The following is a 14,346-nucleotide window of genomic DNA, read 5'->3' as shown; positions in this document are numbered from 1 at the left end:
TGAAGTCGCTTCGACTTCAAGGAGCAGGGTGGGTGGCCTCGTTCCAACTGGAACCGACTATCGGGGTTAGCGTATCGGCGATAATCCGCGCTCAAACGATAAGAAAGTCCATAAATCTGTCCTGCAGGCACAGCTGCCGAGGCAGGCCATTCCGTGGATTTATCGCAAGTCGACTTCCTCAACGCAGCCTTAACGAGGCTGGTCGCGGTTACCGCTGCTAGCTACGGTTCACCGCCATGTCCCCTGGTCATCGTCTCGCTGATCAGGGACCGCGAATCGCCTTTTGTCACCGCACCCTCCCGGAGCACAGCATGAAGAGACGACCCCTCATCGCCGTGGGCGCGGCCTTGGTCGTGGCACTGACCGCCTGCGGCGGGGCGCCCCGGCAGGCCGCCGAGAGCACCGGGGGTCGCGGAGGAACCCTGACCGTCCTGGCGACCGCCGATTTCGCCCATCTCGACCCCGCTCAGAACTGGACCATGCGCGACATCCTGTTCGGAGGACGCACTCTGTACCGCACGCTGACCGCGTACGCGGCGGCTCCCGGGGCCGAGGGCACCCAGGTGCTCCCTGACCTCGCTACCGCGCTCGGCGCACCGTCCGACGGCAACAAGACGTGGACCTATCGCCTGCGCGACGGCGTCAAGTTCGAGGACGGGACGCCCGTCACCAGCGAGCACGTCAAGTACGGCATCGAGCGCATCTTCGACGCCGAACTCCAGGAGGGGCCCGGCTACCTTCGGGACATGCTCGTCGGCGGGGACGACTACGAGGGGCCGTACAAGGACCCGGCGGGACTGCCCTCCATCGAGACTCCGGACGACCAGACGATCGTGTTCCACCTCAACCGGTCCACTGCGGACCTCGACTACATCCTGGCGCTGCCGACCTCCGCGCCAGTGCTCAAGGCGAAGGACACCGGCGTCCACTATGACAACGCGGTGTTCTCCTCCGGCCCCTACATGGTCGAGAAGTACGACCGGGGCAAGGAGCTGATCCTGGTCCGCAATCCGCACTGGGACCAGTCGACCGACCCGATCCGCAAGGCGAACCCCGACCGCATCGAGGTCCGGCAAGGGCTCTCGGCCGCCACCATCGACCAGCGCCTCATCGCCGACCAGGGCCCGGACCAGACCGCCGTCGCCTGGCAGGACATCTCCGCGGCCAGCATGCCCAGGGTGCTCGGCGACCCCGATGTCCGGGCGCGCTTCATCGCGGAGTCGAGCATCTGCACCCGCATGCTCGCGTTCAACACCGCCAAGGCGCCCTTCGACAACCAGAAGGCGCGCGAAGCGGTCGCATACGGTCTGAGCCGCGAATCCTACCGGACCGCCAAGGGCGGCGAGGCGATCGCCGACTTCGCCTCGTCCTACATGCCGCCCGCGCTGACCGGCGGCGCGGTCAACGAGGCGTTCACCGCGCCGCCGGAGGGCGACGTCGAGCGGGCCAGGGGCCTGCTCTCCGAAGCGGGCATGCCCGAGGGCTTCGAGGTCACACTCACCACCACGTCCAGCGACCAGGGGCGAGCCACGGCGGAGGCGGTTCAGTCCTCGTTGGCGAGGATCGGCGTCACCGTGCGGATCAACGCGGTCGACGCGTCGGTCTTCTACTCCACGACCGGAACACCCGCCAGTCAGGACCACATGGTGTTCGACGGCTGGTGCGCCGACTGGCCCAACGGGGCGTCGTTCATCCCGCAGAAGTTCGACGGGCGCAACATCCAGCCCAAGGGGAACACGATCATCAGCCAGCTCAACAACGCGGAGGTGAACGCCCGGATCGACGCGATCGCCGGGATGACGGACCCGGCCGCGGCCCAGCGGGCGTGGGGCGAACTCGACGCCCGGATCGTCGCGCTCATGCCCGCGGTCCCGCTCGTCTGGGACAAGATGCCGCTGCTGCGGGGATCGCGGGTCAGCGGGGCCTTCGGGCATCCGATCTGGCAGGGCGAGATCGACTACGCCACGGTCTCGGTGGCATGACGACGACGATCGCGGGGGCCGCCGAACCGACGGCCCCCGCCGCGCCCTTCCGAGCGCTCGCCGCACGCGTGTGGGCCGACCGCGCCGCCCGGGTCGGCCTGGCCATCGTGGCGCTGTTCGTGCTGCTGGCCGTCTTCGCGCCACTGATCAGCATGCTCACCGGGAACGGCCCGAACGAGTTCAACGAAGACCTGATCGACAAGTCCCTCGGCGGGCCGCCGATCGGTGTGCTGGGCGGGATCAGCGCGGACCACTGGCTCGGCGTCGAACCGGTGAACGGACGCGACGTCCTCGCCCGCGTCACCTACGGCGCCCGCGTCTCATTGGTGATCTCGTTGCTGGCCACCGGCGTGTCCGTCGTCATCGGCACCGTGCTCGGGATGGCCGCGGGCTACTTCGGCGGCTGGGTGGACGCGGCCATCAGCCGGACCATGGACCTGGTCCTGTCTTTCCCGCAGCTCATCTTCATGATCGCGCTGGTGTCCGTGCTGCCGGGCGGCGACCGCACGCTGCTGCTGGTCCTGGTGATCAGCTTCTTCGGCTGGCCGTATGTCGGTCGGATCGTGCGGGGGCAGACCCTGTCGCTGCGGCGGCGCGAGTTCGTCGAGGCCGCGCGCGCGGGCGGCCAGCACCGGATGCGCATCCTGGTCCGGGAGATCCTGCCGAACCTGCTCGCCCCCATCCTGGTGTACGCGGCGCTGTCGATCCCGGTCAATATCGGCACCGAGGCCGCCCTGTCCTTCCTCGGAATCGGTGTCCAACCCCCCACCCCCTCCTGGGGACAGATGTTGCAGAAGGCCATGGCCTGGTACCAGATCGACCCGATGTTCTTCCTCATCCCGGGCACCTGCCTGTTCCTGACCGTGCTCGCCTTCACCCTGCTCGGCGACGCCCTTCGCGACGCCGTCGATCCCAAGGAGGGCGCCTGATGGCGGGTTTCGCGCTGCGCCGCGTCGCGGGCTTGGTGCTCGTGCTGCTGACCGTCTGCGCGGCGACCTTCGCGATCTTCTACCTGCTGCCCAGCGACCCCGCGCTCCAGGCGTGCGGCAAGAGCTGCACCACAGAACGCATCGCCGAGCTGCACCGGCAGATGGGGTTGGACAAGCCTGTGTGGCAGCAGTTCGCCGACTACCTGGGCGGTATCGTGGGCGGTCGCACCATCGGCACCGGAGATTTGGCCGTCCGCTGCGGTTTCCCCTGCTTCGGCTTCTCCTACCAGGCCGATCGCCCGGTGTGGGACCTGATGGTCGACCGGCTGCCGACGACCGCGTCCATCGCGGCGGGCGCCGCGGTCCTGTGGCTGGTCATCGGCCTGTCCGTGGGCATCGGCTCGGCGCTGCGCAAGGGCAGCGGGCTCGACCGCTCGCTCATGGCCGCGACGCTGACCGCCGCGTCCCTGCCCGTGTTCTTCACCGGCCTCATGGCCCTCTACCTCGTCGTTCAGGTCGCCGGGCTCCTACCGTTCCCGACCTACGTGGACTTCGGGGACGACCCGCTCGGCTGGGCGCGCAACCTCATCCTGCCGTGGATCGTGCTGGCCTTGCTCTACGCGGCGATGTACGCGCGGCTGTCTCGCTCGTCGATGATCGAGACGCTCTCCGAGCCGTACATCAGGACGGCACGGGCCAAAGGACTGCCCGAGCGGGTCGTCGTGATCAAGCACGGACTGCGTTCGGCCTTGACGCCGATCGTCACGGTGTTCGGCATGGACCTCGGCACGCTGCTCGGCGGCGCGATCATCACCGAGAGCGTGTTCGGGCTGCCCGGTATCGGCCAGCTGACCATCGACGCCATCAACAAGTCGGACCAGCCGGTGGTGATGGGCGTGGCGCTGCTCGCCGCGTTCTTCATCACCCTCTTCACGGTGCTGGTCGATCTCCTCTACGCAGTCGTAGACCCGAGGGTGCGCGTCTCATGAGCCTGCTGGAAGTAAGGGATCTGCGGGTCACGTTCACCACGGGTCGTGGCGCGTTGCGCGCCGTCGACGGTCTGTCCTTCACCCTCGACCGGGGACGGACCCTGAGCATCGTCGGCGAGTCCGGCTCCGGCAAATCGGTGTCCAGCCTGGCGATCATGGGACTGCACCGCGACGCCGCGGTGGAGGGTTCGATCGAAGTGGACGGCGTCCAGGTCGTGGGTGCCCCGGCTGACCAGGTCCGCCGGATGCGCGGTCGGCGGATGGCGATGGTCTTCCAGGACCCGCTGTCGTCGTTGCACCCAGCCTATGCCGTCGGCGAGCAGATCGCGGAGGCCTACCGGCTGCATTTCGGCGCCGGGCGGAGGGCGGCCCGCCTGCGGGCCGCTGAGGTGCTGGGCGAGGTGGGCATTCCCGACCCCAAGCGGCGGCTGGCCGAGTACCCGCACCAGTTCTCCGGTGGTATGCGCCAGCGGGTGATGATCGCGATGGCGCTGGCCTGCGAGCCAGAGCTGCTCATCGCCGACGAGCCCACGACGGCGCTGGACGTGACCGTGCAGGCGCAGATCCTGGAGCTGATCGCTCGCGTCCAGCAGGACCACGGCCTGGCCGTGCTCATGATCACCCACGACCTCGGCGTCGTCGCACGGGCCGCGGACGAGGTGCTGATCATGTACGCCGGTGCCGCGGTCGAGCACGGGCCGGCGTTGACCGTGTTCGCCGAGCCGCGCCACCCCTATACCCGGGGCCTGCTGAACTGCCTGCCCCGTCTCGACGGTGACGCCGAGGCCGCGCTCATCCCCATTCCCGGCAACCCGCCATCGCTGCTGAGCCCGCCCGACGGCTGCCGCTTCCACCCCCGCTGCGCGGAGCGCCAGGAGCGGCTGCCGTGCGCGGTCAGCAGGCCGCTCCTGCCCCAGCCCGGTCCGGCGCATCGCGCCGCCTGCCACCTGTTGGAGGAGACGAGATGACCGCGCCCCTGCTTGAAGTTGCCGGGCTGGCCAAGACGTTCCCCGCAGGACGCCGCCGCGTGATCCAGGCGGTGGACGGCGTCGATCTCACCGTGCACGCGGGCGAGACACTCGGATTGGTGGGCGAATCCGGATGCGGGAAGTCGACCACCGGCCGCATGCTCGTCCGACTGCTCGATCCGAGCGCGGGTCGGATAACGTTCGCGGGGCAGGACATCACCCATCTCGGCCAGCGCCGGATGCGCCCGCTGCGCAGAGAACTCCAGATGATCTTCCAGGACCCGTTCTCGTCGCTGAACCCCAGGCACACGGTCGGTGAGATCATCGGGACACCGCTGCGCATCCTGCGGCCCGAGGTCGATGAGCGCGCCGCCGTGCGGCAGATGCTGGATCGGGTCGGACTGGCCGCCGAACACATCGACCGCTACCCCCACCAGTTCTCCGGCGGCCAGGCGCAGCGGATCGGGATAGCCCGCGCGTTGATCACCGAGCCGAGGCTGGTCGTCGCCGACGAGCCGGTCTCCGCGCTGGACGTCTCGATCCAGGCGCAGATCATCAACCTGCTGGCGGAACTTCGCCGCGACCTTGGCCTGTCCTATGTGTTCATCGCACACGATCTCGCGGTCGTGCGGCAGGTCTGCACCCGGATCGCGGTCATGTACCTCGGCCGGGTGGTCGAGGTCGCCGATCGCGAGCAGCTCTACACCGCGCCCGCTCATCCGTACACGCAGGCCCTGCTGTCGGCTGTGCCGGTGCCCGATCCGCTGGTGGAACGCACGCGGACCAGGATCGTGTTGTCCGGCGACCCGCCGAACCCGGCCGACCCGCCGTCCGGCTGCGCCTTCCGACCGCGGTGTCCGAAGGCCGCCGACCTATGTCGGGTGGAGCGGCCCGAGCTGGTCCGCACCAGCCGGGGAGTCGTCGCGTGTCACTTTCCCGAACCGGCCATTCCCTCGGGTTATGAGGGGCCATGACATTCGGCGAAGCCGGTTGTCCCGGCACGTCGGATGCTGTCCCCTTCTCCCATGCTTGCGTCGATTCTCCTGCTTACGCCCCCGGGATCGGGCGCTGGCGTCGCCAGAGCCCTCGCCGACACCGGGTACCAGGTCGAGGTCGTACACCGGCTTGCCGCGGCATGCGCGGCGATCGGCCGCGAGCGAATCGACCTGGTGCTGGTCGACGGGTCGATCCCGGAGATCACCGAGTCGGTCCTGATCATCCGACGACGCACGGCGGCCGCACTGGTCCTGATCGAGTCTCCCCGACCGGTGGACCCGGCCGGGCTCCTCACCGCGGGCATCGACGACTTCCTCTCTCGACCGTTCTCGGCGGCGCAGTTGCTGGCTCGCGCCCGGGTGGCGCTCCGCCGCGGCCACAGCGACCGCAGCGGCACGCTGACCATCGGCGATCTGCGGATCGAGCTGGCGAGCCGGGAGGCGTGGCTGAGCGGCAAGCCGCTCAGCCTCTCCCGGCGCGAGTTCGACATGCTGGCCTGCCTGGCCAACCGGGCTGGCGAGGTGGTGACCCGACGCGACCTGGTCCGCGAGGTGTGGCCGGGAGCGACGCACGACGTCAACCGCGCGATCGACGTCCACCTTCACCTGCTGCGGCGTAAGCTGGGCGACACCGCGACCCACCCCCGCTACCTGCACACGCTGCGCGGAGTGGGGCTCAGGCTAGCGCCCGGCGGCGAAGCCACGCCTGCAGGTGCGGCGCCCGTGAGGCCAGTTCCCGGTACGCCTCCGCGGCGAATCGGTGCAGGTCGGCCGACACCGGGTGAGCGGGGCCTTGGCGATGCCATGCGAGGAGCTGGCGGTAGCGGATCGGCGATCCGCGAAGGGGCTTGACCAGGACCCCGGGCACGGCGGCGGTGGTGGGTTGGCATGCGGTGATGCCCAAACCTTCAGCGATCAGGCCGTGGAGCGCCTTGTCACCAAGGAACTCGTGGGTCTTCGCGGGCGTGAAGCCCGCTTGGGCACAGGCCTGGTAGAACACGTCCGGCCAGCCCGCTCCGTCGCTGGGGGTGACGAACCACGCCTCCCCCGACAACTCGTCGAGAGCGAGTTCGACCCGACGCGACAGCGGATGTCCGGTCGGCAGGGCCACGAACGACGATTCGTTCGCGAAGACGCGCCGAGCGATGGTGGCGGACTCGCGCAGTTCCCGACCGGGGTAGTCAAGCACCAGGGCAGCGTCAACCTCGCGCGTTTCCAGCAACGTCACCAGCGCGTCGATCGCGTACTCGCTGCGCACCGTGATGCCGATATCCGGGTAGGCGGCCTTGATCCTGGCGACCAGACCGGGAAGCACCGGGGTGTGCGTCGCCGCGATCCGCAGCGTGGTGACCGCCACCGAAGTCTTCGACGGTCGGACGCCGAGCACATCGACGCGAGCGATGATGTCCCTTGCCTCGTCCACCACGTCCTGACCGAGGGGGGTCAGGCGGACGCCATGATTGCTCCGGGTGAACAGTTTTCCTCCGATGAGCGCTTCCAACCTGCTCAGCTGCTTGCTGACCGCGGGCTGGGACAGGTCCAGAGCCAGTGCCGCCTGGCCGAGACTGCCCGCGTCGGCGATCACGCACAGCGTGCGCAGGTGGCGCAACTCCAGTCTGGTGGCAGCCATGGCACGAACACTGCCTTTCGGGGATTGTCCGTTTCCGGGTTCATGGTGCTCAGGTACGCCCGCGCTCCGGTTCCCGGAACCGGCTGTGGCCTCCGGCTCTGGTTCGGCCGCGCCTCAGGGCCCGGGCGCCCGCCTTCCCGGCGGTCACCCACCGCACCGGAGAAGTGCGAAATGATCGGTGTGGTCTCGGACGTACGACCAGTACGCCTCGGTGGCGAGCTCCGTCAGGAGACCGAGCTGACAGGTGAGCACTCCGTCGCGGGGACACAGCAGGACATGCCGCTGGACGACCGGGTTCCCGGTCAGTGGCCGGACGGCGACGAGGTGGTCGGCCGGGTAGGAGGGCTGGACCGGCGACACGACCCGCCCCGCCGTGACAAGCGCGTGGATGGAGCCCGCGTTCGGCGTGGTGTACCGCACGTCCGGATCGAAGCCGTGCTCGGCGCAGGCGACGCGGAAGCAGTCCGGCCACCCGGCCCCGTCTGGTGGCGAGATCGCCCACCGATGGCGGGCCAGGTCGGCCAGATCGATCGCGCCGCGCTCGGCCAGCGGATCGGCGGCCGAGATCGCGATGAAGACCGGCTCCTCGGCGATGACCTCGGAGTGCAGCGATTCGTGGGCGAGGGTGGGGAAACCGGGGTATTCCACTGTGGTGGCCGCATCGAGTCGGCCCGCCAACACGAGATCGCGCAGCAGCACCGGCGAGTACTCCATGAGGATGTGGGCTTCCATGAGCGGCAGATGAGTCGCCAGGCGGTCTGCCAGCCCCAGCAGGACCGAGTCGGCCGAACCGCCGATGGTGATCATCGGATCGACATTGTGGGTGAACTGGAGCGCCCCTCGCCGCAGTTCCGCGACCGACGCGAGGATCGCACGGGTCCGCAGCAGCGTGAACCTGCCGACCGCGGTCAGCTCCATGCCGGTCTGCCTCCGAATGAACAGCGGCGCGCCGATCCAGCCCTCCAGCCGCTTGAGCCGACTCGAGAGCGCGGGCTGGGTCAGCCCCAGCACCGCCGCCGCTTTCGTCAGGTTGCCGGTCTCGGCTATCACCGCGACAGTGCGTAGGTGGCGGAGGTCCAGGTCCATTCGTGCAGTGTAGGTTCTGCCGATCCGACCGATTCATAGAATTGGCGGATAGGAGCGCGCTATGACCGGTCCGCTATCAGTGATCGTTATGCCACTCCGCATTACTGCTTCGCCCTCTTCGACGGCGAGACTGGGTGACACCGACAGCCGACGAAAGGTGCATGAGCATGAGCAGGCGGACCCGCCGAGACATGGCCCAACTGGTCGACGCCGAAGGGTTCCGAGCGGCCATCCAGACCGACTGGGACCGCTGGGAGACACCCGCTCCGTGTGCCCCGGAGACGGCCGCGGCCGCAGCGGCGCACCGCGACCGGCTGTCCGCCGCGCTGCCGAGGCAGCGCATCGCGGTGGCATCAGGGCTGCCATCGGTCCGGTCCAACGACACGTTCCACGGCTTCCGGGCCAACTCCGACTTCGTCTGGCTCACCGGCTGCCAGGTTCCCGGCGCGGTCCTCGTCATGACGCCGGTCGCCGGCGGGCACGAGGCGACCCTGTTCCTCCCCGCCCCGGCGCCCGTCGATGACGCGGACTTCTTCGCCGACGCCGACCGGAGCCGATTCTGGGTCGGCAGGGAGGCCGAACCCGGTGACTGGGCGCGTGCCCTCGGTATTCCGTGCCGCCCCGTGGACGACCTTTCCCGGGCGCTTCGCGGCAGGCACCCCGGCATCCTCGCGGCGCCCGCGGACGATCCCCGGCTCAGCGCGCTGGTCGGTGGGCACAGCCCCGAACTGCGCCTCACGCTCGCGGAGCTGCGGCGGATCAAGGACGATTGGGAGATCGCGCAGCTGCGGGCAGCGGTGGACGCGACGATCGTGGGATTCGCCGATGTCGCGGCCGAGTTCGGCAAGGCCGTCCTCGCCGGGGGAGAACGCTGGCTGCAAGGCACCTTCGACCGGCGGGCGCGCACTCTCGGGAACGGCCCCGGCTATGCCTCGATCGTCGCGTCCGGCGCCAACTCGCCGATTCTGCACTGGACCAGGTGCGACAGTCCGGTGGCCGAGGACGCCCTGATTCTCATCGACGCCGGGGTCGAGGCCGACACCCTCTACACCGCGGACGTCACGCGCACCATGCCGGTCTCCGGGTCGTTCTCCCCCGCCGAGCGCCAGGTGTACGACCTGGTGCACGCCGCCCACGTCGCCGCGCTGGCCGAAGTCCGCCCCGGCAGGGTGTTCAGCGACTTCCACCACACCGCGATGGCCGTGCTCGCGCAAGGGCTCAGCGACTGGGGACTGCTTCCGGTGTCGGTGGACGAGGCACTTGCGAGCAACGGACAGCACCACCGCCGCTACATCGTCTGCGGCACCGGCCACCACCTCGGACTGGACGTGCACGACTGCGCGGACGCGCGACCCGCGGCCTACCACGACGCCGAACTGGCACCCGGGATGGTGCTCACTGTGGAGCCTGGGCTCTACTTCCACCCTGATGACCTCACCGTCCCGCCCGAGCTGCGTGGCATCGGCGTCCGGATCGAAGACGACCTGGTGGTGACCGACACCGCCGCCGAGATCCTGTCCGCGGCGCTGCCGATCGATCCGGACGGCATCGCGGACTGGGTCGCTGCGCGTCGGCGGATCGCATAGCACCGCGCGATGGCGGCTGCCCAGGCTGTCGATCCCGCCACGTCGAGAGGGTCGCTGATCCGGGACGTGGACAGCGAGATGGTCACCGGACCTGAGTTCGGCCTGGGGTGACTAAGGAAGCCGCGCGCATGCGTCGGTGGCCGTCGCGTCCGGGTGCGACGGCCACCGACTCAGGTGGTCAGCCTGCCAGGAGCGTCACCCCCCAACGGCTGAGCGCGCGGGTGATGGGCTCGTGGATCATGCCGCATCCGCTGTTGGGCCCACCGCTCAGGATGCCGTACGCGCGGGAGCCGTAGTAGACGCCGCTGCCGCTGTCGCCTGCGGCAACACACGCGGTGCTCCAGGTCATGCCCGTGAGCGTGCGGCCGGGGTAGTAGACCGTCGCGTTGGTCTCGGTGACCTGTCCGCAGGTGTAACCGGTGGTGGAACCCTGCTTGCAGACGTACTGCCCGACGTAGTCGTAACCGTAAGAGCGGATCGCCGTCTGCGGGTACACCCATCCGCGCGGCTGCCACCAGGAGGCGTCGCTGACGCGGACGACCGCCGAGTCACCGTAGTACCCGAAGTCGTAGCCCGCGGTCACACCCACGGTCTGGGTGCCATAGGTGTAGGTGGGGACGGAGAAGTACGACCCCATCTCGGCGCAGTGACCGGCCGTGAGCATGTAGTAATAGCTTCCCGCGTAGGTCATGAACGCCGTGGTGCACCGGCCTCCGCCCATGTAGGTGGCCAGCCCGGAGCGCAGCGGCGGGTCGCAGGAGTACTGACCGCCGCAGTAGCGCGGGACCGACGGATTGGCGTAGTGGGCGACCTCGATCGCGTCGCCGTAGGTGTTCCTGGCCCAGTTGACGACTTCCTGCTGGGCTTTGGTCAGCGCCTTGTCCTTCGGCAGGTCAAGGCGCACCAGGTTGCGGGTCACATCGATCGCGGACTGGAGCCCGTGCTCGGCGCCGCTGTTCGCGCCCGCGATGCGCTCCGCGAGCCTGGCCGAGATGCGGTCAAGGTCCGCTTCGGTGCGCTTGACGAACACCGTGTGCGTGTCGGTGAGCCCCTTGCTGGCGGCCGCGTCGGTGACAGTCCGCGTGAGGGCGCCCGCTGTCGCCTTCTCGGGTCCGGCGACCGCGACGGTGAGCCGCCCGCCCCGGTCGTGGTCGATCCACGCGCCGCCGAACCGTTGACCGAGCCGGGCCTTCATCTCGTCGGCCATCGCGAGCTGGGCGTCCTGGCGCTCGATGCGCCGCGCGGCCTCGGCGGTGCTCACGCCGTGGTCGCGGGCGAGTTGGGCCGCTGCGGTGTCGACCGCTCGTGCCGCTTCGGGGCGCGGATCCGGCGCGGCCATGGCGGGCGTGCCGACGAGTGCCGTGGTCAGTACTCCCGCGGCTAGGGTGAGCGCCGTTAGTCGTCTGCTTCTCATCTGACCTTCCCGTGGGTGCTGGATACCTGACGGACCTGAGTTGTGCTCAGATGGCGGGCGTGCCACGTTGCCCGGCTACGAAGGTGGCGGCGACGGTGACCCCGGCGCAGCCGGCTGTCTTGCCGTGCAGGCTCACGTAGTTGTGGCCAGTGGGCGGGGTAGCGATGGTCACGGTTTCGGTGTTGCCGGTTCCGGTGGACCGTTGCGTGTAAGCGGAGGTGGTCGCCCAGCCGGTCGGGTTGTAATAGAGGTCGCAGTCGCCGGTTCCTCCGGTGCTGGTGATGCGCAGATCGGTCGCGCCAGCGGGGACGTAGAGGTAGAGGTAGTCGTACTGACCAGCCGAGGTGCCGCGGTTGCTGCGCGAGCAGTCTTTGCCCAGTGCGCGGGTGTCGGTCATGGTGCATTCGGGCAGGGTGCTGTTGCCGACCGTGATTGACCGGGTAGCTGTGGCCCTGGCCCCCTGATTGTCGGTCACTGCCAGGGTCACCTGGTAGGTGCCCGCCGTGGCGAACGACTTGGTCGGGTTGGTGGCTGTGGAAATGGTGCCGTCGCCGAAGTCCCAGCGTCGTGCGGCGATAGTGCCGTCGGGGTCGCGGGATCGGTCGGTGAACGAGACGGTGAGTCCGTTGACCGACGTGGCGAAGTCCGCTGCGGGCGCTTGGTTGCCGCCTCCACCGCCACCGCAGCTGCCCGCAGCGCAGGCGGACAGCCAGTTGTACCAGTCGGAGTCATACCTGTTGCCGATGGTGTTCTTGAGGAAAGTGCGCGCGGCGCTCCAGTTTCCCGAGCGGTAGTAGCCCAGCACAGCGTCCATGTCGGCGCGGTGCGACTGGAGCATGTAGCGCACCGCGAGGTAGCCCCACCGGTAGATTCGAGTGGTGTCGTGGCTGTAGGTGGTGTCGAACAAGGTGCTGAGCGCGTAGGTGCGCTTGCCCGCCTCGGTGATCGCCGCGTCGTAGGTGACGTTGCGGTAGGAGTAGGAGATGTACTCGGCGAAGCCCTCGATCCACCAGATGGTCGGAGTGGACACGTTCGACGTGAAGTCGCCGTGCATGTCGAACCGGCCGTCGAGGTAATGGGTGTACTCGTGGTTGAGGTTCCAGATGGCGAACGTCGGCCGCAGCCACTCCGCCTCGTAGGCGATGAACCGAGCCTGGTTCCCGGAGGCCGACGGATCACCCTCCAGGTACATGCCACCGTTGTTGGTGTCGATCCCCCACATGACTCCCGCATAGGTCTGGTAGTCCGTGCTGGAGTCGTAGACGACCACTTCCAGGCTCGTGTTGCGGTCACCGGAGACCGGCCCGGGATCGTTGGCCACGCGGTGGAAGTAGGCATCCTGCTCGAGCAGAGACGTGCAGGTCTGCGACAGCTCGGTCGAGGTCATCTGCTGCGCGCGGATACGTAACGAGGTGCTGCACGAGTGGTTGATCGGTAGCACTTCGGCAGCCAGACGCCTCTGGAGATCGCATGTGCCGTAATAGGTGCAGTTGGCCTTGTCGTAGGCGTCGGTCATCTCCGCCACGCCAACCCACAACGCCGCCGTGGAACCGCGGATCGACGACATGTCCAGCAGGCCCTTGGCGTAGGGCCGCACCTTCGAGTGCAGGGAGGTGTGTTGCAGGAAGCGGCCCAGTTCCCGGCCAGCGTTGGACGTCAGATAGCTCCGTTCCCCCGAGAGCAGGTTCAGGTGGCGGGAGGCGAAGTTGTACAGCGTGTCCGTGATGCTCGGGTCAGCCCGGACGGTGGAGACGAACTCTGGCACTTGGTGGCCACGGAACAGGACCGTGTAGACGTTATTGACCGCGTTGAGCATCCACCATGAGCTGTCGTAGGTGGAGTTGTAGCTGGTCAACAGGCGCTTGACGACGTACAGATAGCGGGCGTTCTGCTCCGAGCTGTCGATGAGCGTGACGGCTTCGGACAGGGTCTCACCGTTGGCATCGCTGACGGCGAACGCGTTCGGGTTGTTGAAGAACGCGTCCAGTCCGGACTGGATTGCCGCGCGAAGCGTCGGTCCGTACTGTCCCACGTCGGTGGGGTTGTACCACTGGACGTAGTAGCCAGCGCGCAGGTAAAGCGCCAGTTGAGCGGTTCCGGTCGAGTTGTTGCCCGGATACGAGGTGCCGTTGTCCCGAAGACCGTAGGCGACGCTGGTCATCTGGGTCTCGCGGAACGCGTGGTACGCGTCGGAACCGGTGAGGCTGAACAGCGTGTTCACACACTCAGTGGTCGATGCTCGGATCTGGTCCACCAACGCCCATCCGGTGCGACTGGTGAAGTCAGAGACGTTGCACGTGGCGGCCGTTTTCGCGCCGTTCATCGACGGACGCGGCTCCGCCGATTCCTGCTGAGGGCTGTCGTAGGTGCGGCGCAATTCGTGGGAGGACGCCGAACGCGGCGGCCTCTGGTCGGCCCGGAAGGCCGATCGCGTGAAGTGCGGGAAGGAAGTATCTGTTCCTGTCGGTACAGCACGTTCGGTTGGCGACGCGACATCCGCTCGCGCTGGGACCACGCTTGTCGCGCCAAGTGCCACGGCGACTGCGAGCAGGATTGCGGGCATGCGTCGTCGAAACCCTTGAAGGTTCATGACTTCTCTTTCCAGTGGAGCGACGCCGGACGTCGCTTCGGCAGGGTGGCAGGGAACCTGACCGTGAGCACAGCGTCACACGCCGATGCGCCACCCAGCTATCTCAGCCCCAGATAGGACGGGCCTATAAACGTGCCTGACCGGCGAAGACGGCCTTCCAGAGGCTGCTGATCGCAA

The 14,346-nt window shown here is 68.4% G+C and carries 10 protein-coding genes and 1 pseudogene; 7 read left to right on the top strand and 4 right to left on the bottom strand.

The window, feature by feature from the left end:
• Nucleotides 1-311 precede the first annotated feature (311 nt).
• The 6 genes and pseudogenes from IEY98_RS27855 to IEY98_RS33325 all read left to right on the top strand — a co-directional run.
• The gene (locus IEY98_RS27855; RefSeq protein WP_189213647.1) at nucleotides 312-1,982 is read left to right on the top strand and encodes an ABC transporter substrate-binding protein; all 1,671 of its coding nucleotides are present in this window, start codon (nucleotides 312-314) and stop codon (nucleotides 1,980-1,982) included.
• The gene (locus IEY98_RS27850; RefSeq protein WP_189213646.1) at nucleotides 1,979-2,911 is read left to right on the top strand and encodes an ABC transporter permease; all 933 of its coding nucleotides are present in this window, start codon (nucleotides 1,979-1,981) and stop codon (nucleotides 2,909-2,911) included. Before IEY98_RS27855 ends, IEY98_RS27850 begins: the two co-directional genes overlap by 4 nt.
• Entirely contained in the window at nucleotides 2,911-3,900 is a 990-nt protein-coding gene (locus IEY98_RS27845) for an ABC transporter permease (RefSeq protein ID WP_189213645.1), read from the top strand. The genes IEY98_RS27850 and IEY98_RS27845 overlap by 1 nt, the downstream gene beginning before the upstream one ends.
• Nucleotides 3,897-4,868, top strand: coding sequence for an ABC transporter ATP-binding protein (locus IEY98_RS27840; protein ID WP_189213644.1), 972 nt, complete (start codon nucleotides 3,897-3,899; stop codon nucleotides 4,866-4,868). Before IEY98_RS27845 ends, IEY98_RS27840 begins: the two co-directional genes overlap by 4 nt.
• A complete protein-coding gene (locus IEY98_RS27835; RefSeq protein WP_189213643.1) occupies nucleotides 4,865-5,842 on the top strand; it encodes an ABC transporter ATP-binding protein in 978 nt (325 codons plus the stop codon). The genes IEY98_RS27840 and IEY98_RS27835 overlap by 4 nt, the downstream gene beginning before the upstream one ends.
• A 33-nt stretch (nucleotides 5,843-5,875) precedes the next feature.
• Nucleotides 5,876-6,484, top strand: a pseudogene (locus IEY98_RS33325) (response regulator transcription factor); the annotation flags it as partial.
• Nucleotides 6,485-6,539: 55 nt separating this feature from the next.
• On the opposite strand, the gene IEY98_RS27830 reads toward IEY98_RS33325, so the two are convergent.
• A complete protein-coding gene (locus IEY98_RS27830; RefSeq protein WP_189213642.1) occupies nucleotides 6,540-7,493 on the bottom strand; it encodes a LysR family transcriptional regulator in 954 nt (317 codons plus the stop codon).
• A 144-nt stretch (nucleotides 7,494-7,637) separates the two neighbouring features.
• Nucleotides 7,638-8,579 (bottom strand): LysR family transcriptional regulator, encoded by a 942-nt coding sequence (locus IEY98_RS27825; RefSeq protein WP_189213641.1) that lies wholly within the window; start codon nucleotides 8,577-8,579, stop codon nucleotides 7,638-7,640.
• A gap of 167 nt (nucleotides 8,580-8,746) precedes the next feature.
• Here IEY98_RS27825 and IEY98_RS27820 point away from each other — a divergent pair, with 167 nt between their 5' ends.
• Entirely contained in the window at nucleotides 8,747-10,165 is a 1,419-nt protein-coding gene (locus tag IEY98_RS27820) for an aminopeptidase P family protein (RefSeq protein ID WP_189213640.1), read from the top strand.
• A gap of 178 nt (nucleotides 10,166-10,343) precedes the next feature.
• Here the strand turns inward: IEY98_RS27820 and IEY98_RS27815 are convergent, their stop codons facing one another.
• Nucleotides 10,344-11,504, bottom strand: coding sequence for a S1 family peptidase (locus tag IEY98_RS27815; protein ID WP_308425933.1), 1,161 nt, complete (start codon nucleotides 11,502-11,504; stop codon nucleotides 10,344-10,346).
• A gap of 121 nt (nucleotides 11,505-11,625) precedes the next feature.
• A complete protein-coding gene (locus tag IEY98_RS27810) occupies nucleotides 11,626-14,142 on the bottom strand; it encodes a collagenase (RefSeq protein ID WP_189213638.1) in 2,517 nt (838 codons plus the stop codon).
• Between the last annotated feature and the right edge of the window lie 204 nt (nucleotides 14,143-14,346).

Source organism: Actinokineospora fastidiosa, assembly GCF_014648415.1.
Taxonomy (GTDB): Bacteria; Actinomycetota; Actinomycetes; order Mycobacteriales; family Pseudonocardiaceae; genus Actinokineospora; species Actinokineospora fastidiosa.
The sequence above is the reverse complement of the archived record's forward strand: the minus strand, read 5'-3'. Positions and strand labels throughout refer to the sequence as shown.